The 22,394-nt window shown below is 40.9% G+C and carries 17 protein-coding genes; 11 read left to right on the top strand and 6 right to left on the bottom strand.

Annotation, left to right across the window (positions count from 1 at the left end):
• Positions 1 to 28: 28 nt before the first annotated feature.
• A complete protein-coding gene (locus NSQ99_RS13365; RefSeq protein WP_340837160.1) occupies positions 29 to 1,063 on the bottom strand; it encodes a YkvI family membrane protein in 1,035 nt (344 codons plus the stop codon).
• Between the two features lie 196 nt (positions 1,064 to 1,259).
• Between NSQ99_RS13365 and NSQ99_RS13360 the strand changes: the two genes are divergently transcribed.
• The 5 genes from NSQ99_RS13360 to NSQ99_RS13340 all read left to right on the top strand — a co-directional run bounded on the left by NSQ99_RS13360 (position 1,260) and on the right by NSQ99_RS13340 (position 3,846).
• The gene (locus tag NSQ99_RS13360) at positions 1,260 to 1,832 is read left to right on the top strand and encodes a xanthine phosphoribosyltransferase (RefSeq protein ID WP_340837158.1); all 573 of its coding nucleotides are present in this window, start codon (positions 1,260 to 1,262) and stop codon (positions 1,830 to 1,832) included.
• 75 nt (positions 1,833 to 1,907) lie between these two features.
• Positions 1,908 to 2,234 (top strand): hypothetical protein, encoded by a 327-nt coding sequence (locus tag NSQ99_RS13355; protein WP_251665729.1) that lies wholly within the window; start codon positions 1,908 to 1,910, stop codon positions 2,232 to 2,234.
• A 78-nt stretch (positions 2,235 to 2,312) separates the two neighbouring features.
• Positions 2,313 to 2,528, top strand: a complete 216-nt coding sequence (locus NSQ99_RS13350) for a hypothetical protein (RefSeq protein WP_251665728.1) — start codon at positions 2,313 to 2,315, stop codon at positions 2,526 to 2,528.
• A gap of 14 nt (positions 2,529 to 2,542) precedes the next feature.
• The gene (locus NSQ99_RS13345) at positions 2,543 to 2,917 is read left to right on the top strand and encodes a TFIIB-type zinc ribbon-containing protein (RefSeq protein WP_340837155.1); all 375 of its coding nucleotides are present in this window, start codon (positions 2,543 to 2,545) and stop codon (positions 2,915 to 2,917) included.
• 119 nt (positions 2,918 to 3,036) lie between these two features.
• Positions 3,037 to 3,846 carry a divergent polysaccharide deacetylase family protein gene (locus NSQ99_RS13340; RefSeq protein ID WP_340837153.1) on the top strand — a complete coding sequence of 270 codons (810 nt, stop codon included), beginning with the start codon at positions 3,037 to 3,039 and terminating at the stop codon, positions 3,844 to 3,846.
• Here NSQ99_RS13340 and NSQ99_RS13335 read toward each other — a convergent pair.
• Positions 3,823 to 4,593 carry an N-acetylmuramoyl-L-alanine amidase family protein gene (locus tag NSQ99_RS13335; protein ID WP_340837151.1) on the bottom strand — a complete coding sequence of 257 codons (771 nt, stop codon included), beginning with the start codon at positions 4,591 to 4,593 and terminating at the stop codon, positions 3,823 to 3,825. The two genes, NSQ99_RS13340 and NSQ99_RS13335, sit on opposite strands and share 24 nt — an antisense overlap.
• 134 nt (positions 4,594 to 4,727) lie before the next feature.
• Here NSQ99_RS13335 and NSQ99_RS13330 point away from each other — a divergent pair, with 134 nt between their 5' ends.
• Positions 4,728 to 4,928, top strand: a complete 201-nt coding sequence (locus NSQ99_RS13330) for a YqzE family protein (protein ID WP_251665724.1) — start codon at positions 4,728 to 4,730, stop codon at positions 4,926 to 4,928.
• Here the strand turns inward: NSQ99_RS13330 and NSQ99_RS13325 are convergent.
• The 3 genes from NSQ99_RS13325 to NSQ99_RS13315 form a co-directional block, all read right to left on the bottom strand.
• Positions 4,925 to 5,800, bottom strand: a complete 876-nt coding sequence (locus NSQ99_RS13325) for a hypothetical protein (protein ID WP_340837149.1) — start codon at positions 5,798 to 5,800, stop codon at positions 4,925 to 4,927. The two genes, NSQ99_RS13330 and NSQ99_RS13325, sit on opposite strands and share 4 nt — an antisense overlap.
• Positions 5,801 to 5,921: 121 nt before the next feature.
• Positions 5,922 to 6,848, bottom strand: a complete 927-nt coding sequence (locus NSQ99_RS13320; protein ID WP_340837147.1) for a YqhG family protein — start codon at positions 6,846 to 6,848, stop codon at positions 5,922 to 5,924.
• Between the two features lie 12 nt (positions 6,849 to 6,860).
• A complete protein-coding gene (locus NSQ99_RS13315; protein WP_340837145.1) occupies positions 6,861 to 8,600 on the bottom strand; it encodes a DEAD/DEAH box helicase in 1,740 nt (579 codons plus the stop codon).
• A gap of 185 nt (positions 8,601 to 8,785) precedes the next feature.
• Between NSQ99_RS13315 and NSQ99_RS13310 the strand changes: the two genes are divergently transcribed.
• Both NSQ99_RS13310 and NSQ99_RS13305 read left to right on the top strand, forming a co-directional pair.
• Entirely contained in the window at positions 8,786 to 11,371 is a 2,586-nt protein-coding gene (locus NSQ99_RS13310) for an adenosylcobalamin-dependent ribonucleoside-diphosphate reductase (protein WP_340837143.1), read from the top strand.
• A gap of 152 nt (positions 11,372 to 11,523) precedes the next feature.
• A complete protein-coding gene (locus tag NSQ99_RS13305) occupies positions 11,524 to 12,135 on the top strand; it encodes a lysozyme inhibitor LprI family protein (protein WP_340837141.1) in 612 nt (203 codons plus the stop codon).
• A gap of 249 nt (positions 12,136 to 12,384) precedes the next feature.
• Here the strand turns inward: NSQ99_RS13305 and NSQ99_RS13300 are convergent, their stop codons facing one another.
• Positions 12,385 to 13,755 carry an extracellular solute-binding protein gene (locus NSQ99_RS13300; protein ID WP_340837140.1) on the bottom strand — a complete coding sequence of 457 codons (1,371 nt, stop codon included), beginning with the start codon at positions 13,753 to 13,755 and terminating at the stop codon, positions 12,385 to 12,387.
• A 326-nt stretch (positions 13,756 to 14,081) separates the two neighbouring features.
• Between NSQ99_RS13300 and NSQ99_RS13295 the strand changes: the two genes are divergently transcribed.
• The 3 genes from NSQ99_RS13295 (at position 14,082) to NSQ99_RS13285 (ending at position 22,371) form a co-directional block, all read left to right on the top strand.
• Positions 14,082 to 19,091, top strand: coding sequence for an S-layer homology domain-containing protein (locus tag NSQ99_RS13295; protein ID WP_340837138.1), 5,010 nt, complete (start codon positions 14,082 to 14,084; stop codon positions 19,089 to 19,091).
• Positions 19,092 to 19,165: 74 nt separating this feature from the next.
• A complete protein-coding gene (locus NSQ99_RS13290; protein ID WP_340837136.1) occupies positions 19,166 to 20,170 on the top strand; it encodes a hydroxyacid dehydrogenase in 1,005 nt (334 codons plus the stop codon).
• A 551-nt stretch (positions 20,171 to 20,721) separates the two neighbouring features.
• Positions 20,722 to 22,371, top strand: a complete 1,650-nt coding sequence (locus NSQ99_RS13285; protein ID WP_340837135.1) for an extracellular solute-binding protein — start codon at positions 20,722 to 20,724, stop codon at positions 22,369 to 22,371.
• The last annotated feature ends 23 nt before the right edge of the window (positions 22,372 to 22,394 follow it).

Genomic DNA, 22,394 nt, shown 5'->3' with positions numbered 1-22,394 from the left:
AGCTCGGTTCTGCTCTTTCTGTTTCGCATTAAGGCTTCTTAAGCGGTGATAGTCGCTTTTTAGCAATAAGTATAAACCAGCCTAGACTTATAAATCCGAACAACGGGTAGAGCGTCGTAAGCAGTTTGCCAAAGCCAAGCTGACTAAGAAAATAGCAGCATATGAGAGCGATAAAAATAATGAGGTTCGTAGAAAGCTTCGATCGCTCATGGACTTGCAGTGCAAGTCCATAAATATCGGCAAGCAGCGTCGTAAACACTTCCGAGAATATGATCGCTATATAAATATAGTACACAATGGAGCTCATATTCAGCGCAATGCCGCCCATAGGGATAGAGAATTGTTGGATGCCAGGCATATGAGCAGAAAGGGCGATGTGACCGACACCAAGCATAAAACCAATTCCTAAGCCACCAAGCAAGGAACCGTATTTAATAACGGCTGGATTTGTCGTTTGAGCGCCGATAGGCACAAGTACGGCCTGTGCAAGTGCAAGATTAAACGCAGTATACAAAAAGGGTGTACTTAGTGCCGTCCAAAGCGGAAAGTCTGTTTTTATGGTCATAAAGCTCATCGTATTAGGCATTTTTAGCGTGTGGAAAAACATAATAAGTGTAAACAGAAGCATAATCGGCACAACAATGGAATTAACAGCAATGATCGCATGCATGCCACGACGAAGCAATAGGAAGCAGATCACACACGTAGCAATTAATCCGAGCTGATAGGGAAGATTCCAATTTTCTTCAAAAACGGTTCCAGCACCAGCTAGCATAACGGCAGATACACCGAGCAATACGACAAGCATAAATAAACTGATTAGAGAGCCAAGTTTTTTTCCGAACAAAGCAATATTTAGGTCCTCATAGGATTTGGCTTGAATCTGATGTGCAAGAAGCATTACCTTATTCCCAAGCCAAATAAAAAAGAAAGTGGCAGCTATAATTGCGTAGGTTCCCCAGTTGCCAAATCGTGTGAAAAACTGCAAAATTTCTTGCCCAGTTGCAAAGCCTGCACCAACGATCGTCCCCATGTAAATGGCAGCGATTTGCAAAGATTTCATCCAGTCTCTAAGTTTCATAACGACCCTCACCTCTACTTTACTGATATCCATTATATGTATAGGTGCTGACAAGCATGACAAGCAGTCTACGATATTTCTAGTTCGGATGGTCCCAAAATCTTATAATCTTACTGCTTGCTAGAAGAAGCGACATATGTTATTTTACGTAAAAGAGAATGAAGCGGAGGTTATAGGAATGGAACAATTAAAACAACGTATTTTACAGGAAGCGGACATCGTTTCGAACGATATTCTAAGAATGGATTCAATCATTAATCAACAGGTAGATCCTTCGCTCATCATGGAGATTGGAAAAGAATTTGCTGCACGATTCAAGAATGAAGGTGTAACGAAAGTATTAACGATAGAGTCTTCAGGGATTCCAGCTGCCTTCGCAACTGCATATGAACTCAATATTCCTCTAGTGTTTGCTAGACGCAAGCAGACCGTTATTAACGATCCTAACTCCTATGTGGAGCGAGTTCCATCGTTTACAAAAGGTATGGTCTCTGATTTAGTTATAACAAAGCAGTTTTTGAGTGAAGATGACCGTATATTATTTATCGATGATATCATTGCTAATGGTGATGGTGCTCGTGGTGTTGTAAAGATCATTCAGCAGGCTGGGGCAACGCTTGTAGGAATGGGTATCGTCGTTGAAAAGTCGTTCCAGGCAGGTGCGAATTATTTCCGCGAGCAAGGCTATCGTGTCGAATCTCTAGTGAAAATTGCTTCACTTGAATCAGGAGAAGTTGTATTTAAAGATTAATTTCCATTGGATTATGGTTGAGAGTTCACTTTATCTTCCTTATAATAAAAGGAAGAGCGAAGGGGGGCGTAAGTAATGGAACATTTAACGAATCAATTTATGAACGAAAAAATTACGGATGCAAAGGTAGCCTTCGAGCGTGCATTGGATTGCAAGCATACTGAGTTTGATGATTTATATCCGTATATGATTGAGCATCCTCAATTTTTCTGGTACAAACGTTATGTGGCTTGGTCTGAATTACTTACGATTGTAAAGCTATGTGAAGAGCTGTCCATCGCATGGAAAGAGCAATTTACAGAAAAGCAGGCTTCTTATATCGAGGACAGAGTGATGTCTTCAAAGGTGCTAGATGAATGGTACGAAACGAATGATTCGAAGGAACACGCAATTAATGAATAATGTTGTTGAAAGTCTTAATGAATGCTTCATTCATTAAGACTTTTTATTCATTCGCTTTATGAATCCAAGGAGGAAGTTATGATAACTGAGGATAAACTGAACGAGTTTCGTGTATCCGGTGAACTCGTAAGAGTGGTTCGAGATAATATAGAGAGTAATGATGTTAAAGGAATCGTAGTTGCATGGGATGATGAAATTGTTTTGGTACGAAGACCAAATAAACGAGTCGTAAAGCTTAGTCGTGCGTATCAATATATAGCGGCATCTGAAGACAGACCAACCATTGTTGATTAAGGAGAGATGATGATATGCTATGTCCAATATGTGACGGAATTGCTTTAAGAGAAGTTGAGAAGAATGGGGTTTTGATTGATATCTGCCCGTCGTGCAAGGGAGTCTGGCTTGATCGAGGAGAATTGGATAAGCTGATGCAGGATGTACATGCTGCCCACCAGGAGTATGATCAGTTGCAGGCTTATGCTGCTTCCCAGCAGCGGCAGCCACATCGTCAACCATCCCCTCCGCCATATCAGGCGGCACCTTACCCGCCTACGAGTCACGGGTATCATCCTCATTACAAGGATAACTACAAATACAATAAGAATGTCAAATACGATAAATATGGACGACCATATCGCAAGAAGAAATCCGTGTTTAATATGCTTGAAGATCTATTTGACTAACAAAAATGAGTGAGAGGCAAAATAGCCTCTCGCTCATTTTTGTTTTTCCGATAAATACATAGCGAGCAACAATTTGGTTAACCTAATTTCATGTCTTTTAGAATGAAAGGGGTAATGTAATGAAGAACATAATTGCTCTAGCTATCGTGCTAGTACTTTTCAATATGAGTCAAAGCGATATGATTTATGCTGAACAAGAGGCTGAACGACAAGCAACGAATGAGAAGCAAGATATACACCGGATGGCCATCGTCATTGATGATCTTGGGAACAAGATGGAAGGTACAGACGAAATTTTATCGATTGAAATGCCTGTTACCGTTGCAGTGATGCCCTTCTTACCGACAACAAAACGCGATGCCGAGGCCGCACATGCTGCTGGTCATGAAGTAATTGTTCATATGCCCATGGAGCCAAAGAAAGGCTTGAAAAAATGGCTGGGTCCCGGTGCTATAACGGTTGATCTCTCCAACGAGGAAGTAAGGGCAAGAGTAGAAGCAGCCATCGATCAGGTACCTTATGCGGTAGGCATGAACAATCATATGGGCTCTAAAGTGACAGAGAATGAGCGAGTGATGCGCATTATTCTTGAGGTATGTAAAGAGCGAAACCTATATTATTTGGATAGTAAAACGTCATTTAAGACAGTAGCTGGAAAGCTCGCTGAAGAATTAGGGGTTCCGTACGCGGAAAATTCTTTATTTCTAGATGATGAATATACTGCTATGCATGTACATAGACAAATGCAGAAGGCATTCGAGCTATTACAGGAACGAGAATCAACGGTTATTATTGGACATGTCGGTCCTCCGGGAAAATATACCTCTGCAGAGCTGGTTAAATCCATTCCAACTCTGCAGCAATTTGGGAAGCTCGTCTATTTGAGCGAGCTAATAAAAGCAAACCTAATTGATCCAGAAGTATTGTGATATACCGTCTGCGATCGACCGTGCAATGTTAGTTTGTTCAGGCGGGGAGGTTAGTCGAGCACGATCTTCGCTATTACTAATGAAGCCTAGCTCGATGAGCACTGCTGGTGATTTTACATGCTTTAGCACGTAAAAGGTTTTTACAGCTATTGGACGTTTAGCAGTATTGTACAGGTTGTTCATCTCAGATTGAATGCTGCTTGCTAGTAAATAGCTTTCACCGCTTTTTTGGTGAAGCACGAGTGGTCCATGTGCTCTTGGAGTGCCTGAATTAACGTGCAAGCTGACAAAAATAACATGCTTAATTTCTCTCGTTAGTCCCATACGCTGCGACAGATCCCTTAAATGCCTAGAAGACGTGCGATGCCACCGATTGTCATCGCTTAATGCATAATCATGCGAGCGATTCATAATGGCCGGAATTCCACGACTTTGCAATAGGGCGTATAGTCGCTTTCCAACTTCTAAATTAATGTCTTTCTCATAGAGGCTGCCATGTGAAGCGCCACCATCGACACCACCGTGACCAACATCAATAATGACGGCTGTTGCTGGTAAATAAGGGGTGATAGGAACCTCATTGTTGACGTTGTGATCAGGATTAGTCTCATCCCAGCGCAACGCTGAGTCTGCAAGTGAAGGCTGTAAAGCATTTAGGGACCTTGCATCAGCAGCATCACTTATAGGTCCACATAATGTGAGAAGAAACAACCATGCGATAACGTATAGTATGCGGTAATGTTTCATCAATCGTGTCATAAGTTCACTGCCTTTCGCTTCTATGCCGTTGTCTAGATTATAATGGCTGATGATTTGTTATTTCATTCATCGATTGAATTACAGTATACAGGGCAATACTACAGCTATAAGGGGGTGCAGACATGGCTAAAAAAATTTCTGGCCAAGAATATGTACAATATTTAACAGAGCAGTTTGTTGAGTACATTGAAAAGCCATCCGAGCAGAAAATTGAGGCAAAAAAACAAGCCAAAGCTCAGAAAGAGCAATGGCTAGTTAGATGGTTTGGTGCTGGTGGAGCATCTCTGCAGCTATGGCTTAATAAAAGGCGAGAGTCACGTTAAAGCTCATACTGTGCACAATCATAAAATGAACCTTGGTCCATTAAGGTCTCGTATGGGATATAACGTGTTAGCTGATCATTTTCACTTTGCAACGCCAAATATAAATCAAATTCATTCCATTCATGATAGCCGGTAATAGAGTAGACAGAAAAAACAAGATTATTCCAGCTTTCTGTTGTATAGCGCAGCTGACTGCCTAGCTCAATCATCACTTCAACTGATGTATCGTCCTCAAAGCTGTAATTGAGTGGTTCAGTTGTCAGCCAAGGCATGACGTCATAAGGAGAAAAATAAGTAACAGAATCTATACCAGTAATTAGGGCAGGCTGCTTCGATGCGCCTTGCCCTATTTGTGTATGTTGTTTTGAAGCAGCCTCTACATCACTTTTCTGAATTGGAAAATCCTCTAATAAAAAAGGTTCAATATATGCAATCGCATCATTCTTCTCCTCACTGACGGGAATAATGCTGTGGAATGGCCCTGCATAGATCAACTGGTCCGAGTGCTCAGCTAGAATTTGGAGCGAAGCTGGATCACCTGTACCGTATTCGCTAAGTGCATACCCGCCTTGCTCTACGGCATGGATTATCATATAACCGACCACTTCATTTTTTTGCTTTAATAGCACAAGCCAGCCATGGGTGCCTGGCCCTAAAGAAGAGATCGTAAGGGAAGCATTCTTCCAGTGCGAGAAGCTCGGCTGCTGCATTAATTGCTCATGCCACTGCTTAGCAGCCTTAGTTATTTCCGTTTGATCGCTTTGAATAGTTTCCTTTGGTGAAGCTAGTAACGAATTTAGCGGCAGATAGCTAGAAAGCAGTATAGACGTTAATAATGGAGCAATCACGATTCGAAGCATCATTTTTTTCATCAAATCACCTCTTTACAATCGTACTGGACAAGCCAAAAAAAGAGTGTTACATCTTGTCACGAGTTAGCCTGTGTAAATCTTCTTTTTTTGTTGAGCTAGGGAGGATCTCGTCATATCTGCATTAATCAATTCCATCAAGATGAAATATTCCGCTATTAATGACGGAAACCGTAACACGAGGCTCATATTGCCAGCGAATTTCTTCTTCTCTTTTTTCCTTTAATTGCTCGATTTCGAGCTTTTGCTCCTCGTCTGTTGCTTGAGCAAGCAGAGGCTTATAAAATCCTTCTAGTCGCTCTAGCTCCTCTTGTAGCCGTGCCTGTGCTTTCTCAGCCCACTCGTAATTGTAGCTTTTCAGTCTTTTTTCTAGATGACTTTCTGCAATAGACAACGCCTTTGTATAAGAAATTCCATTTTTCGCGATATGTACATTCGCTGGCAGCCGAGGCGACAGGCGCATCGAAGTGAGTCGATCGTAAAACTGCTCCTGGCAATGACCAGTAACTAACGAAATGCCTAGGCTATGAATCTCCTCACGCTTAAGATCACAGCTGAATTCAACCATATAGTTAATGCCAAGCCATACGGTATATGGTCTTGAGTCATAAGGATGGAGTGTACGAGTCTGTGGCTCCTGATATAGACAAACATAGCTGCCATTATTCTCCGCTGATTCAAATAGCTGTTTAAGTCTGCTAGATCCAAAGTGCAGATGCTCTCTTGGTATACGCGGGAGAGGCTTTGGAACGATTCCGTAAGCTCGCTCCATCGCTTTTTCTTCCGGGGTTAACAGCTTAGGCTCCTCGACAGGATGTTCTGCTAATGTCGCCTCGTATTTTTCTTCGTCCGTTACAAACAAAAAGCTCATCGTTTCAGGCGTTTCATTCAGACGATCGATGAAGCTCCAATAATACGGCCGATTAGTTAGCTCTCGATCTGCTGCTTGCGAAAGCTTTACTTTAATATGGTATGGTGATTTATCTAAAATCTCACATTGAGTGGCTTCTAAATACTTTAAGACGAAGCGATGAATTTGTTTTGTATTCATAAGTCACCTCGGTTAATTATTAATTTTGTCTTCTTGATAGGTCGTAATACTTGCACCGATATGATCAATCTCTTCATGCAACTGCTGACTGCTGCGAGAGCGAAGAATGGCTTTAGCTAAGCGCTGCTCGATCGAGCCTTCTTTTGATTCGAGCCGCTCGATAATATGATCAAGTTCGCCGATAACTAGCTCGAACAGGTTTATTTTTTCGTGCAGCAGATGAAGAATATGTTCTTCGATTGTATTTTTAGTGCACAAATTAAAAATGTTTACGTCCTCGGTCTGACCAAGACGATGTACACGGCCAATACGCTGCTCAACACGCATTGGATTCCACGGAAGATCAAAGTTAATCATATTGTTGCAAAATTGTAGATTGATACCTTCGCCTCCGGCTTCTGTAGCGATCAGCACGCGTGCTCTGCCGCGGAAGATATCCATCATCCAATCCTTCTTGCCGCGATTCATGCCTCCACGGTAAGGAACAGCTGGAATGTTATGCTTCTCGAAGAATTGAAGTAAATACTCCTGCGTCGCTCGATACTCTGTGAATAGAATGACCTTACCTTCGCACTCATTAATAATTTCAAGCGCTTTTTCTGCTTTCGTGTTGGAGGTGATTGCACGAATGACTTCAACGAGCTCCCATACGCGAGCACGAACTGGAGAATCCTCAGCTGTTTTTTTGAACATATTGACAAGGGTTAAAAAAACAGCATCTCGACTGCTGCACACTTCTCGTTGAAGCGTCACTAACGAAAGAATGCTGCTTATATCAATTCCATCTTGATTAGCTTGCTGCTGGACGAAATCCGTCACTGCGTCATAGAGTGCCTGCTCTTCCTTTGAGAGCTCCAGTGTTATATTGCGAACGATACGTTTTGTAAAATGAATCCCTCCGTCACCTCGACGATTGCGAATCATAATGGAGGATAGGATGTGCTGCAGCTGCTCTTCGTTTTTTGGAAGTCTCTTATCTGCCACGTAATTGCTATTAAATTCCCCTTGAGCGCCTAGCTGACCAGGCTTCAGTAAAGAAATCAAGTTAAATAGCTCCTCAAGATTGTTTTGAATCGGTGTAGCCGTAAGCAGCAAGCAATACTTTTTGCTAAGCTGTGTTGCAAATTGATAATTGGTTGTCTTTTTATTTTTTAATTTATGTGCTTCGTCAATAATGATTAGATCATAATCAGTAGCTAGCACTACTTCTCTATGAGGATCGCGCTTTGCGGTATCGATCGATGCAACCACAATCTCATTGCCCCAGCTATGGGATTTTTTTTGTGCCACCGCCGCAATGCCGAATTTCGTATTCAATTCACGTACCCACTGCAGCACAAGCGAGGCAGGCACGAGAATTAAAGCTTTTTTTACAAGCCCGCGCAATAAATATTCCTTAAGAATTAAGCCAGCTTCGATCGTTTTACCTAAGCCGACCTCATCGGCGAGAATTGCACGACCACCCATTTCATTCAGCACTCGCTTTGCAGTTTCCAGCTGATGAGGCATCGGCTCAATGCTAGGCAAGCTCCGAAGGCATAACAGCTCATCAAACGAATGGATGACGGTTGCTTCACGCGCCTCCATTGCGAGCTGGAACATGCTCCATTGATCCCACGGGCCATTATGCTCGATGCGCTGCTGCAGTTCTTTAAACCACTCACGCTGAAAGCTTACATTAACAGCAGGATGTATCGGTTTTTGATGCGTATCGTCATTCGAAGAATTTGTAGTAAATAATCGATTATTCATAGTTGCTCCTTTATCTATCATTGCTTAGCTCTAGTATTCCCCAAACGATGGTAAACATAATCTGAGTGGGCATCGGAAAGCTTAGTTACTAAAACGTTCAAAAAGCAAGACTATAAAAACTATATATTGTATGTTATTATTATTTAGGCACTACATATTGGATAATTTGATGAGGAGTGACTTAGATGAGCACGTTGCAAGGTTTGAGTGAGAAGATTTTTCTAGACCGTTATGCACGAAAAAATGCTGATGCTTCTCAAGCGCAGCCTGGGGATACAGTACTTGTTTTGTTAAAGGAAGACTTGGCGTTTCCGGTTAAGGAAGCGGGGGAAGTAATCGCTCGTCGCGGAGACGAGGTAGATGTCTTAATGCGAAGTGGTGAGACGGTTACGACAACGATTGCCAAGCTTACACATACATTGGAAAAAACACCAGCAGAAATGTGGGATCGATTAGCAGCAGCAATGTCCAGTGTTGAAGCTTCTAAGGAACAGCAGCTTTGGCAGGAGCGTTTCCGCTATATTTTAGATGATTGGAAGTTAGTTCCAGGCGGTCGGATTGCTGCTGGAGCTGGAGCAAGCGATGAGCTAACACTATTCAACTGCTATGTTATCCCATCTCCGCATGATAGCCGTGGCGGAATTATGGCAACATTGACAGAAATGACTGAGATTATGGCGCGAGGCGGAGGCGTAGGCATTAACTTGTCATCTCTTCGTCCAAAGCGTACCGTTGTTGCAGGAGTTAACGGCTCCTCAAGTGGTTCCGTTTCGTGGGGCGGATTATTCAGCTATACTACTGGTTTGATTGAGCAGGGCGGAAGCCGGCGCGGTGCGTTAATGCTTATGATTAATGACTGGCATCCAGACGTGATGGAGTTTATTACCGTTAAGCAATCGATGGGGAAAATTACAAATGCGAACCTTTCAGTTTGTGTAAGTGACGCCTTCATGGAGGCTGTTAAGCAAGATGGAGATTGGGAGCTCGTATTCCCAGATACGACAGATCCAGAATACGATGAGCTGTGGAATGGCGACCTGGACGCTTGGCGTAAGCTTGGTAAACCGGTACACGTTCATTCTGTAATGAAGGCTAGAGAGATCTGGCATACGATTATTGAATCGGCTTGGAAATCTGCTGAGCCAGGCGTTGTGTTTATGGAGCGCTACAACAATATGTCTAACAGCTGGTACTTCAATCCGATTATTTGTACAAATCCTTGTGGTGAACAGGGACTTCCAGCTTGGGGCGTATGTAACCTGTCGGCCATTAATTTATCTAAGTTTTATGATGAAGCTAACGATGATGTGGCGTGGGACGAGCTTGGTAAAGTGACGCGCTGGTCTGTTCGCTTCCTCGATAACGTTATCGATCGTACACCATATCATTTTGAAGAAAATGAGAAAAATCAGAAAAAAGAGCGACGCATTGGACTTGGTTCAATGGGACTTGCTGAGCTGATGATTAAGCTGAAGGTACGCTATGGATCACCAGAATCTCTGAAATTCCTTGATAAGCTGTATGGCTTTATTGCGAAGGAGGCATATCTTGCTTCCGCAGAAATCGCTGGTGAGAAAGGAAGCTTTGAAGCGTTCGACGCTGATCTATTCCTGCAAAGCGGATTTATGAAAAATATGATTTTGGAGTTCCCTGAGGTTGAAGAGGCGATTCGCGCGACAGGTATGCGCAACGTTACAGTTATTACTCAGGCGCCTACTGGATCTACCGGTACGATGGTTGGTACTTCTACAGGAATTGAGCCTTATTTTGCATTCCAATATTATCGTCAAAGTCGTCTAGGCTTCGATGCTCAATACGTTCCTATTGCGCAGCAATGGCTAGATGCACATCCTAACCAAGAGCTGCCGGATTACTTTGTTACGGCAATGAGCCTAACAGCAGAGGATCATATTCGCGTCCAAGCAGCCATCCAGCGCTGGGTGGATAGCTCAATCTCTAAAACAGCGAACTGTCCGAACGACTTCACTGTCGAAGAAACAGAAAAGCTATACGAGCTTGCATATGAGCTTGGCTGTAAAGGTGTAACGATCTATCGTGATGGTAGCCGTGATGTACAGGTTCTGTCCACATCTTCAAAGGATGAAGAGAAGAAGGATGAGGTGCAGCCTGCTCAAGAAGCTGCTGCAAGCATTACTGAGCCAGCGACAGGTGCAATGGATGTAGCTGGTCAGACTCGCTCCGTTGCGAGCAGCGATGATCGTCAATATAAGCGTCGTCCACAGGTATTGCTTGGAGCGACGTATCGTATGAACACACCGCTTGGCATGGCATACATTACGATCAATGATCTAGATGATGTGCCTTCTGAAATATTCCTTATCGTTGGTAAAGCAGGCTCTGATGTGTTTGCAATGGCGGAAGCTCTTGGCCGCGTATGCTCATTGTTCCTACGCTACGGCGATCATGGCAACAAGGTACAGCTGCTTATTAAGCATTTGAAAGGCATCGGAGGCACTGGTGCAATCGGCTTCGGTCAGCATCGTGTGGAGTCTATTGCTGACGCTGTTGCGAAAGCGTTAGAGCTTCACCTGCAGAATAAGGAGCATGCTTCAGCGGCTGAGCATTCACTTCCAGGACATTTCCTAGCTGAGGATACTGTGGCGTCAACTGTAGCGCCAACTGTTGAAACTCACACGCACAAAGGGAGCACAGACGGCGTTGATCTATGTCCATCCTGCGGCTCAGCAAGTCTCATTAATATTGAAGGCTGTAAGCAATGCAGCTCTTGCGGCTATAGTAAGTGTGGATAAGTAAAGTGTAATTTTATACAATAGATAATGAAATAAAAATAAGAGGGTGCATCTTAAATTTAGATGCACTTTCTTTGTATTAAAAAGGTATTGTCAGTTTCGTTATAATGAGTGCTATAGCAATAACCTATGAATAAGGATTGGAGTCTACAATGAATAATAGTAAATTTTTTATTACAGCAATTCTGTTAGTTATCTTAATAATTGGTTTGTCAGCTTGTGGGAATTCATCTGATGACAAGGTATCAATCGATAATCAGATTGAAGACGATGAAATATCAGAGAGCACGGATACATTTTCAAGTGAGCCACCTAATAACACAGATAAAGAAGTTTCGACAGAGAATGAAAACTTACAGGAAGACTCTATAGAAGATACAGTATCAAAAATAGAAGCAAGAAAAAAAGAGTTTATAGAAAAATTGGATAACATTCAAAAGGAACTTGATGCTTTACCAGAAAAGAAGGATTCCGATGAAGGTGTAACAAACGCTATGAAGAACTATTATGGAATTTCTTACGAAATGTATGATAAAGCATTAAATGAAATTTATGCTTTGCTAAAAGAAAAGTTATCTCCAGAGACAATGGATACTTTAAAAACAGAGCAAATTAAGTGGATAGAACAAAAAGAAGATACCGCGAACGAGGAAAGAAAAAAGTATGAAGGCGGAACGTTTGAAAATGTTGCTTATTATATATCTACATACGAGTCAACAAAGGAAAGATGTTATGAATTAGTTAACGAATATATGACAGATTAAAAGGCAATTTAATAGCTCTTTAGGATAGAAACTCATAAAGGACTAAATCATTATGCGATTTAGTCCTTTATTTTTCTTATACTAGCTCTTTCTTATCATGTTATTTTATTTGCAGAACGCAAGTAATGTTTTCATATAAAAATGACCAAACCATTATCGGTTTGGTCATTTTTATTTTTGGAACGGATCGTTCCAGCTACACAACATTAAATCTGTTGATAACTAATTTATATTAGGTTCTGCTATTCACTACACGGAATATGTAAGCTGAGCTAATTGATTAGTTGTCGACTCTTTATCTTGTAGACCCGTCCAATACCTATTCATAATGTTATGTAGCTGCTGCATTTGATCGAAGTTTAAATTCAAATCCGAGATTAAACCGAATTGTGCAGTTATGTCTTTAAACATCTGAAAATTTGCGGGACGATATAGAAGCTCTTCTCCTTCCCATTCTGCAGCCTGTTGAAGCGCTGGGATAGAATAGGTATGTTTGCGTATATGCAATTGAGCTTCTGAACTGCTTAAAAAATTTAGAAATAGTTTAGCAAGCTCTTTTTTCTTGGATCGTTGATTAATGGCAAATCCAATCGGCAGTAATAATGTTTTTGGTACGTTTACGTAAGGTAGCGGTACGATTTCAAACTCAAAGGATGTTTCTTTCAATTGATTTAATCGATAATAGGTAGTCATCATTACGGGCACGGATTGCTCTAAAAACATTTTCTCTACATTGGTGTCGTTGGATGACAGCAATAATGAGAATGTATTTTGTCTATGTATTAATTGGTAACACATATCAATTCCATCGAGAATTTCCTGAGATGACAACGCATTAGGCACTTCTGTAAAATTCAATCCACTTTGCATTAGGAAGATCGGCCAGCGATTCCATGTGCCGGGATAAAAATAAAAACTTAAGTTGCTGCTGGTTTTTTCCTCAATCAGCTCCAGCATGTTAATGAATTCATTCCATGTCCAGTTAGACGGAGGATCAGGAATTTGATGTGTTGTAAAAAAGTCTTTGTTATAGCATAGTACGACAGCAGAAAAAATTATGGGTTGAGCATATAATTGTTCATTAACTGTAAAAGCCTCATTCAAAAAAGGATATATTGAGGTATTCGGCTGAATCACTTCAAACAGATGAGACAAATCTTCAATTAACTCTGAGAAATGAAGAAAATTCAGATGGTTAATGGCAACAGCATCTACAAATTCATTTTTTAAGTAAGCTTCGGTCGTTTCAACATAATTGGCAAACTGTAAAGGGATTAAATTAATTTTTATTGAAGGATAGCGCGCTTCAAACGCTTCAATCAAATGTTGAAGATCCAGCTCATCATTCAACGTTGTATAGTATCCAATCGATAGTGTCGTTACCTGCTTAGCGATCACTTTTATTCCTACTCGAGGTATCCGCTCGATTAAGCCTTCGTTTAATAATACGTCTAATCCTTTTTGAACGGAGTTTATGCTTAGCTGGTATTCTTTACTCAGATGTAATATTGAAGGGATATAGGAGCCAATTACATACTCATTAGTTGTAATTTTAGTACGTATAGCTTCGATCATATAGTTTAATCGCTCATCAAAAGTGGTTCTGCTCGGTTTTCTCAACGCCATCGACCCCTTAACTTCTGTCATACAAACTACTAATCTAAGGTGAATTATACATGAAATTGTATTTTTGATGAAGCACTTATGAAGTTGTTAAGAGATCTAATCGATTTTTAGGGTCATGTACAATTTTATTACGTTGGAAATGTAATCATTGACATTATATAGAAGGCTAAATTAGAATGTAGGTAAGATATGATATAGATATGATACAGTTTTGCGAGGTGATAGCGATATATTGTTAATGTTAAATTGAAATGTCAATATTGTAGTTCAAAGATTATTCTGTTTTGTGTAAGTAAACTAAATAGTAAGGAGTGACGGTATTGAAGCAAAAAGCGATCAGTATTATTGCAAGTGTCAGTCTATTTTTTAGTTTATTATTGCAAGCGGTTTCACCAGTGGTGGTATCCGCAGATGAGGCAGGTAGCTCTGCATTACTTGTTAATCCAGGGTTCGAAAGTGAACTTATAAATAATGAGATCCATGGCTGGAGTATTGATTCGAGCGTAGTAGGCAATGGAACGATCGAAATCAGTACAGCATACGCAAAATCTGGTACACAAAGCTTATTGTTTGAAGATACAAACAATAAGTCTAGTGGAGCGAGATTTCGAGTATTAAGCAATGAAATTACAGCTCAAGAAAATGACAAGGTCACATTTGATGTGCACGTATATAAGGCAGAAGCAAAGGATCAATCCCATGGTATCCAGCCTGTTATTTTCTATTATGATGCAGCAGGAAACACGACGAAGACCAATGATTTTGTACAATACGGAGCAGCAGCTGTGCCGGTAGGCTCATGGCACAAGCTCACTGTTACCGGTGTTGTGCCCCAAAATACTGCTTACATTAAAGTAGGTTTGTACTCTGGTGATGTCAGTTTAACGAAAGTGTATATGGATGATGCGCACGTAGTGATTGAATCAGAACAGCCAGAACCTCCAACACCAACCGCATCTCCTGAACCGACTTCACCTTCAGTACCATCAGAAATACCATCAACCGACTTAATAAATGCAGATCTTGAAAGTGAACTTGTGAATGATACGATACTAGGCTGGAGTATTGACTCAGGCCTAGAAGGCAATGGTTCAATGTCAATTAGTACGGCATACGCAAAATCCGGCACACAAAGCTTATTGTTCGAAGATACGAACAATGCGTCAAGTGGAGCCAGATTTAGAGTGTTAAGCAACGCAATCACTGTGCAAGAAAATGATACAGTAACGTTTGATGTTCATGTGTATAAGGCGGAGGCAAAGGATCAATCCCATGGCATTCAGCCTGTTATTTACTATTATGATGCAGCGGGCAACACAACGAAAACCAATGACTTTGTACAATACGCAGCAACTGCAGTACCAGTAGGCATATGGCAAAAGCTAACCGTTACTGGCGTTGTACCAGCAGATACAGCTTACATAAAGGTAGGCTTATATTCCGGTGATATCAGCCTAACGAAAGTATATATGGATGATGCAGCGATCAGCATTGATCCAGAAATACCAACGCCAACGTATCACGACATGATTTTCAATCCTGGATTTGAAGAAGATCTAGTTAATGGAGTCATTCCGGGCTGGAGTTTAGCTGCAGGCACAGAAGGGACAATCGAATTAAACGAGCAGATTGTTAAATCTGGTTCTTCAAGTCTATACTTCAAAGATTCTAACAATGAAAAAAACACTAGAGTAATTAGCGAACCTTTTGCGATCGAAGGCGGTAAAACGATTATTGCAGAAGCGAGTGTATACGTAATCAGTCAAACGCATAATATTGTGCTTGAATTTTACTATTATGACGAGAATGGCGTGCAGCTTGGCTTTAATCAGACGCTGTTCTCTAGCAATACGCTTGGTTCAAATAAATGGTCAGTGATGAAGCTGCAAACAGACGTGCCTGCTAATGCGGTTTCCGCTCGTATTGGTTTCAATTCAGGTGAAATTAGCTTAACCGAAGCCTATTTTGATGACATATCTACGATGACATTAGCAGAGGAAGAGCCATTAGACCGCCAGTATCAGGCTCCGGTTGATCTTGGAGATATGGTTTACGTAAATCTAGGTCAAGCAGCAGCAATCCAGAGTAACGCTAATGGTGAAAATGAAGTTTATTTTATTACAAACGGTGATCCAGGAACATTCTATGCTGTAGATCTTGAAACGGGCAAGTACCTGTTCTCAGAGGTCATTCCTCATACTGAGGCAACATGGGCAATCACTATTGGGGAAGATAAAAATGTTTACTTCTCTGGAACAGGGGACGGCATTTTATATCGCTATCTTCCAACAGAAAAACGTATTGAAAAACTAGGCTATAACACTGCAGATAATTGGGTGTGGGATTTAGAGATGATCGATGACAAAGTATACGGTGGAACATATAACCCATCAACCGATGGAAAAGTGTTCGAATATAATACGACAACAGGTCAATTCCGTAATTATGGGGTGGTAGGAACTGGTCAGAATTATGTACGTGGTATTGCTGTAGATGAGCAATATATATATGCTGCTCTTGGTACAACAATCGAATTGAAAAAAATTGACCGTGTTACTGGAGAGATAACAGAAGTAATTGTTCCTGGATATTCGGGTAATACAGGAACAGCAGGAGATGTGTATCTGATCAATGATAAAATCTTCTTCTCATCAAGTACACAAAACATGGTAGTCATTGACAAAGAAACACTAGAGATTGATAAAACGTTTTTACATCAAGCGATGATTTCAGAGCCAGACCCTAACGATTCAAACCTAATTTACTATGTGTACGCTAAAAAAATGTATCAATATGATATGGAGGCTAAAACGATAACATTAGTTGAACTTCCGTATGATTTGCCAGATACTCCACGTTATAAGGATTTCGCATGGATAACGCTAAATAGCGGTGAGAAAGCAAATGAAACAGTGCTAGCGGTCATTACGCAATACGGCGAAACGATGCTTATTGATCCGGAAAGTGGTTGGATCAAGTATATAAATTTAGAAATAGCAGCAAATAGTGTTAGTATTCAAGCGATGGAGCATGGTCCAGATGGACGTATCTATATGGGTGGTTACCAGCGAGGCATGAGCATTTATAATCCTTTCACAGATGGGATTGACGTCAATATTCCTAACTTCGCCCAGCCTGAAGGCATCGGTTTTATGAATGATTACGTTTATTATGGAACCTATGTGAGCGCAGTAATGTATAAATATGATCCCAAACAAGAAGCTGAAATGAATGTTAATCCAAGCTTAGTGTTTGATATTGAACATCAAGATCGACCATTTGCAATAACAAGTGGTGACAATAAGCTGTTTGTGGGCACGGTGCCTGATTATGGCTACTTAGGTGGGGCTTTAGCGATATATGATGAAGCAACGGATACTTGGGAGCAATATAACCATGAACAATTTGCTATTAATCAAAGTGTAATGAGTCTTGCATATCGTAACGGCTTATTGTTTGGCGGTACTACGGTATGGGGTGGACTTGGAATTAATCCAACGGAAGAAGAGGCTGTTATATTCGCTTGGGATACGGAGCGCAATGAAGTCGTGAAGCAAATTAAGCTAAGTGAGCTTGGTCTGTCTATCGATGAAACGCCGCGTATGATTGGTTCGATCTCCTTTGGACCTGATGGTTTGCTATGGGGCGTAGTGGATGGAACAATTTTTGCCTTAAATGTTGATGATATTAATAGCCCTGAAATTGTAAAAAGCAAGATGATATTTCCAAGTTTATATAACACTAGTAAATGGCTTGCATATGAGCTGGAGTGGGCGCCAGACGGTATGATTTATACAACACTTGGTCGCAAATTAATCGCTTTAGATCCAGATACATTACAATTTAAGGTGCTGGATGAGACATTTACGAACGAGATGACCATTGGTATTGATGGTAGCATCTATTATGCTCCAGGAGCAAAAACCTTTATGTATCGCATAGCGATTCCTGAGACGGATGCAACCTTATCTGCATTAGCTGTAAATGGTACCCCTATTGCTAATTTCTCGCCAGGAGTACTAACGTATGAAGTAGCAACGAAAGAGCAATTAGAAATAACTGCTACTGCGACTCAAAGTGGAGCTATCGTAGAAATTATAAACAATGAAGATGGTAGTGCTTCTGTATATGTTACAGGAACTGATGGAAAATCTTCACTAATATATCGAATCTCAGCAGTAGATCCAGTAGACCCAACACCGACACCAACTCCAAAACCTAATCCAGACAACAATAACGGTTCAGGAGAAGGCGATCATACAGGTGTTCAGCAAGTTACGGATAGTGAGCTGCTATCTCCGGTTGATGGCATTGTAACGATTAAATTAGGTGAAGGAAAATCAGAGGCTGTATTCCCGCGGCAAGCCTCAAAGCTATTAAAATCGGATGTTCAAATTCAAGGTGCTCAAGGAAATATACTGTTGACGAAGGAAGCTCTAGCTCAATTCGAAGCAGCTTCAGATGGAGCGTTTGCTTTGAATTTATTGCAAGCTAAAGTAAAGGCAGAGGAATTCGCAGGAGCATATGGAGCTACTATTTCAGCTGCATCGACACCGATTAAGCTAGAATTTAAATCTAAACAAACCGACGGCAATGAGGTAAGCATTGATTTTATTCAAGACGTTCAGTTGCAATTGAATATCGATCATGAAGCCAATAAAGATCTGACGGCGATTTATCAGGTGTTATCTGACGGTTCCCTAGTGTATGTTGGTGGTACTATAAAAGACGGAGTCATTACGGCAGCTATCACGGCTCCAGGAACGTATATTGCTCTTACTTTTGATAAGCAGTATGACGATGTGCCTGAAAATCATTGGGCGTTTGCAGCGATTCAACAAGCATCTCTTCAATTGGTTGCCCAAGGTGTGAATACTTCACAGTTTGCTCCGAATGAAAGCATTACTAGAGAAGAATTTGTCACGCTAATCGTACGTGCGCTAGGCTTAGAACTTAAAGATAGCGAGACGAAATTTGCAGATGTAGCACTAGACAGCTCGTACGCAACATACATTGCTGCCGCTCATAAAGCTGGACTAATTAACGGAAAAGGCAATGACAGCTTTGACCCAAGAAGTACAATCTCTCGCGAAGAAATGGCTGTTGTACTGCTAAGAGCTTATCAGCATGCAAATGGTGAAGCGAGTGCAGCTGCGCAGCATAGCTTTGCCGACGAGCACGAAATGAGTCATTGGGCTAAAGCTAATATCTCTTTAGCATATGAGTTAGGCTTGATTCAAGGGCTAGGAAACAATCGCTTTGCTCCTCAAGCTGAATTAACTCGTGCTGAAGCAACTCAAGCTATTATGAATCTATTATTGAACGAATAATTTGAAACTAGAACCTTCCGATCCTTGCAAGGGATTGGAAGGTTCTATGTATCCTAAAAGAGGAGTTAATCATAATGAAAACAATCAAAATACTTGTAACTATGCCCAAGCATGCCACATTTTATACCTTTTTTAATCAGGAAATAATAGATAGTCTGGAGCAATTGGCAGAAGTCATCTGGAATGAAAGCACAACGGAGCAATTTACGAAGCAACAGCTGCGCACCGTTATAAAAGATGTAGACTTTATTATTACAGGCTGGGGGACTCCTATACTAGACGAAGAAATATTGCAGAACGCCAATAAGCTTAAGATGGTTGCGCATACAGGAGGCTCGGTGAAGCCGTATGTCACAGATGCTGTATATGAGCGAGGCATTACAGTAGTTAGTGGGAACAACATATTTGCGGAATCTGTAGCAGAGAGTGTAATCGCCTATGCGCTAGCTTCATTGCGGGATATTCCTAAGTACTCATCTGATCTAAAGCAAGGTATATGGCCGAGTGGCTATTACAATAAAGGCCTATTAAATAAAAGGATTGGAATTGTCGGCTATGGTATGATTGCTAAATACACAGTTGAAATGCTAAAGCCATTCCATGCTGAAATACTTGTTTACTCTAAACATATTTCTCAAGAGGAACTTGATAAGCATCAGATGAAGAAAGCTGATTTGGAAGAAATATTCTCGACGTGCGATATTGTCTCGCTTCATTCAGCTAGCACACCTGCCAATTACCACATGATTAACGAGTCACTGCTGATGTCCATGCAAGAGGGAGCGCTATTGCTTAATACAGCTCGAGGGGCAATTATTGACGAAGAAGCATTAGTGCGCGTGATGCGAACAAAAAATATATATGCAGTACTCGATGTTTTTGAAGTTGAGCCATTACCTGCAAAACATCCGTTAACAACGCTTGAAAATGCGATATTGATGCCTCATATGGGAGGGCCAACGGTTGATCGTCGATTCATTGTAACACGACAAATCATCAATGAAATAAAACGCTTCTTAAGCGGCGAGCCATTGATCTGTGAAATATCTCAAGCCTATGCCAGTACAATGACACGCTAATATAATTGTGCCTCTTGCAGTGAAATACCTTTACCAGTGAAATTCCGGGCATAAGCTGACGGCTTTAATTGGTAAAGGTATTTCTAATCGTAAGCAACAATTATGAAATCATCAGCTCAATTGTTAGTTTTTTACTGTAACAACCATACTGCTTGTACTAAAATCAAAATATTCTTACATTTTATAGATGTTATAAAATGTAACACATATAAATGAAGACTCATCATTCATTGGTTTACTTTAGCAAATTCCACTCTTTTTGAAGTGAGATGGAAAATAATAAAACCTCTAATGAAGTAGTGAAATGAGATTAGATCCATAAGAAACGAAATGATATAAATAATAAATCCTATTTTATTTATTTCAACCACTTTATCATTTTCAGCAGCTGAAATCCCTTTACGCATAAGCAAACTTATTTTTTGAAGCGCTATCATTGTTTCTGAGCAAGATAGGAAGATAACCCTAAATTTACATCTGATTAAACCAGAAATACAATGTAATCGAACAGGTGAACGACCTGTCATCATTAGATTAGGGAGGAAATATACATGTCAAATAAGTTAACACGTAAATGGGTTGTTTTACTGCTCGCATGTACTATGCTAATCACGTTGCTAGCTGCATGCGGAAGCAAAAGTAACAACGGAGGAAATAACGGGGCGAGTGGTAACGCTGGTTCAAACAATAGTGGATCGAATGCTCCAGCAACTACTCCAGCAACTACTCCAGCAGCAGCTGATTATGGTGACACGGGTGGATTGACTTTGCCATTAGTAGATAAGCCTACAGAAATTACATGGATGGTCGCTGCTGATTTTAACGTTGACAACACATTAGTTGTTCAAGAGCTTGAAAAGCGCACAGGCATTAAAGTTAAGTTCCAAACGGTTCCTTCCGCTCAGTACAAAGACAAATTGAGTGTAACGTTAGCTTCTGGTGACCTGCCTGATATTTTTTATGGATTACCTTTAAATGATCTGAAAGAAATCGGTCAAGAGGGTGGCGTTGCAGCCATCAATGATTATACTGATATGCTACCTAACTTCAACAAGCTATATATGGAAGAGAACCCTTGGGTAATTTCCTCTTATGGTGACGAAAATGGAAAGCTGTATTCATGGCCGATATATGAGCTGAATCGTGATGTTAACCACGGATTTATGTATCGTAAAGATATTTTTGATGCAAACGGAATTCAGCCGTGGACAGATACTGAAAGCTTCTACCAAGCAATGAAACAGCTAAAAGAAATTTATCCTGATTCTTATCCGTATGCTTCTAAAACAGGTGTTGGCATCTTTAGAGATTGGGCCTATGGATGGGGGATAGGTTCATTTGAATATCCAGTATTTTATAATGAAGGCGCTGGACAGTGGCAGCTTGCTTCTACTACAGCGGAGCACAAAGCACAATTAGATTTCATGAAAACGCTTTATAATGAAGGGCTCGTTGATCCTGAGTTCATTACAGACACGACTGATTCATGGACTTCAAAAATGACGACTGACCGTTCATTTGTAACATGGGATTGGATTGGCCGACTAGATCTATTTTATGGTCAAGTGAAAGACGCAAATCCTGACTATAACCTACGCTATGGTTACCCAGTTGGTCCTACAGGAAACATTCGCACACTGCCGAAAGTTGATGCGAACTTCGCTCTTGCTGTAGCACAAAATAAAAATACAGAAGCATCCTTGAAGCTTCTTGACTATTTAACAAGTGAGTCTGGTTCGCAATTGATCTCATTAGGTGTTGAAGGAGTTAACTATGAGTGGGATGCAAATGGTAAGCCGGTATACCCTGAGCTTGCTGATCGTGAAGTAGTGGATATATTTGCTCTTGGGGAAAAATATGGTATGTGGTTAGAAAGTACGTATCTTCGCCCAGATAAACGTTCTGTTTATTTCAATTTCACAGAAAGAGAACAAGAAGCTCAAGATATGATTAACAATGATAACCGCTTCGAGGCATTAGATCCTGTTCTTAACTTCACAGCTGATGAAGTATCGGCTATTGTCGATATTAAATCTTCAATCCAAACAGCGGCAGAAGAATTCAATACAAAATACATTCTAGATCCTGCATTCGGTGAAGCGCAATGGAATGAATGGGTTGCTCGGACTGAATCCTTAGGTGTTGCGAAAATGCTGGAGATTTATAACGCTGCACAAGCACGTTATGAAGCTGCACAATAAGATTAACATCGAGTAGGGATGGT

It is taken from the genome of Paenibacillus sp. FSL W7-1287 (assembly GCF_038004245.1).
In the GTDB taxonomy this organism is placed as follows: domain Bacteria; phylum Bacillota; class Bacilli; order Paenibacillales; family Paenibacillaceae; genus Pristimantibacillus; species Pristimantibacillus camelliae.
The sequence above is the reverse complement of the archived record's forward strand: the minus strand, read 5'-3'. Positions and strand labels throughout refer to the sequence as shown.

Bases quoted from the DNA above. Each gene is read 5' to 3' on its own strand.
- NSQ99_RS13290 (WP_340837136.1), top strand. From the start codon at position 19,166: ATGAAAACAATCAAAATACTTGTAACTATGCCCAAGCATGCCACATTT.
- NSQ99_RS13315 (WP_340837145.1), bottom strand. From the start codon at position 8,600: ATGAATAATCGATTATTTACTACAAATTCTTCGAATGACGATACGCAT.
- NSQ99_RS13285 (WP_340837135.1), top strand. From the start codon at position 20,722: ATGTCAAATAAGTTAACACGTAAATGGGTTGTTTTACTGCTCGCATGT.
- NSQ99_RS13360 (WP_340837158.1), top strand. From the start codon at position 1,260: ATGGAACAATTAAAACAACGTATTTTACAGGAAGCGGACATCGTTTCG.
- NSQ99_RS13365 (WP_340837160.1), bottom strand. From the start codon at position 1,063: ATGAAATCTTTGCAAATCGCTGCCATTTACATGGGGACGATCGTTGGT.
- NSQ99_RS13330 (WP_251665724.1), top strand. From the start codon at position 4,728: ATGGCTAAAAAAATTTCTGGCCAAGAATATGTACAATATTTAACAGAG.
- NSQ99_RS13345 (WP_340837155.1), top strand. From the start codon at position 2,543: ATGCTATGTCCAATATGTGACGGAATTGCTTTAAGAGAAGTTGAGAAG.
- NSQ99_RS13335 (WP_340837151.1), bottom strand. From the start codon at position 4,593: ATGAAACATTACCGCATACTATACGTTATCGCATGGTTGTTTCTTCTC.
- NSQ99_RS13355 (WP_251665729.1), top strand. From the start codon at position 1,908: ATGGAACATTTAACGAATCAATTTATGAACGAAAAAATTACGGATGCA.
- NSQ99_RS13340 (WP_340837153.1), top strand. From the start codon at position 3,037: ATGAAGAACATAATTGCTCTAGCTATCGTGCTAGTACTTTTCAATATG.
- NSQ99_RS13320 (WP_340837147.1), bottom strand. From the start codon at position 6,848: ATGAATACAAAACAAATTCATCGCTTCGTCTTAAAGTATTTAGAAGCC.
- NSQ99_RS13305 (WP_340837141.1), top strand. From the start codon at position 11,524: ATGAATAATAGTAAATTTTTTATTACAGCAATTCTGTTAGTTATCTTA.
- NSQ99_RS13350 (WP_251665728.1), top strand. From the start codon at position 2,313: ATGATAACTGAGGATAAACTGAACGAGTTTCGTGTATCCGGTGAACTC.
- NSQ99_RS13310 (WP_340837143.1), top strand. From the start codon at position 8,786: ATGAGCACGTTGCAAGGTTTGAGTGAGAAGATTTTTCTAGACCGTTAT.
- NSQ99_RS13325 (WP_340837149.1), bottom strand. From the start codon at position 5,800: ATGAAAAAAATGATGCTTCGAATCGTGATTGCTCCATTATTAACGTCT.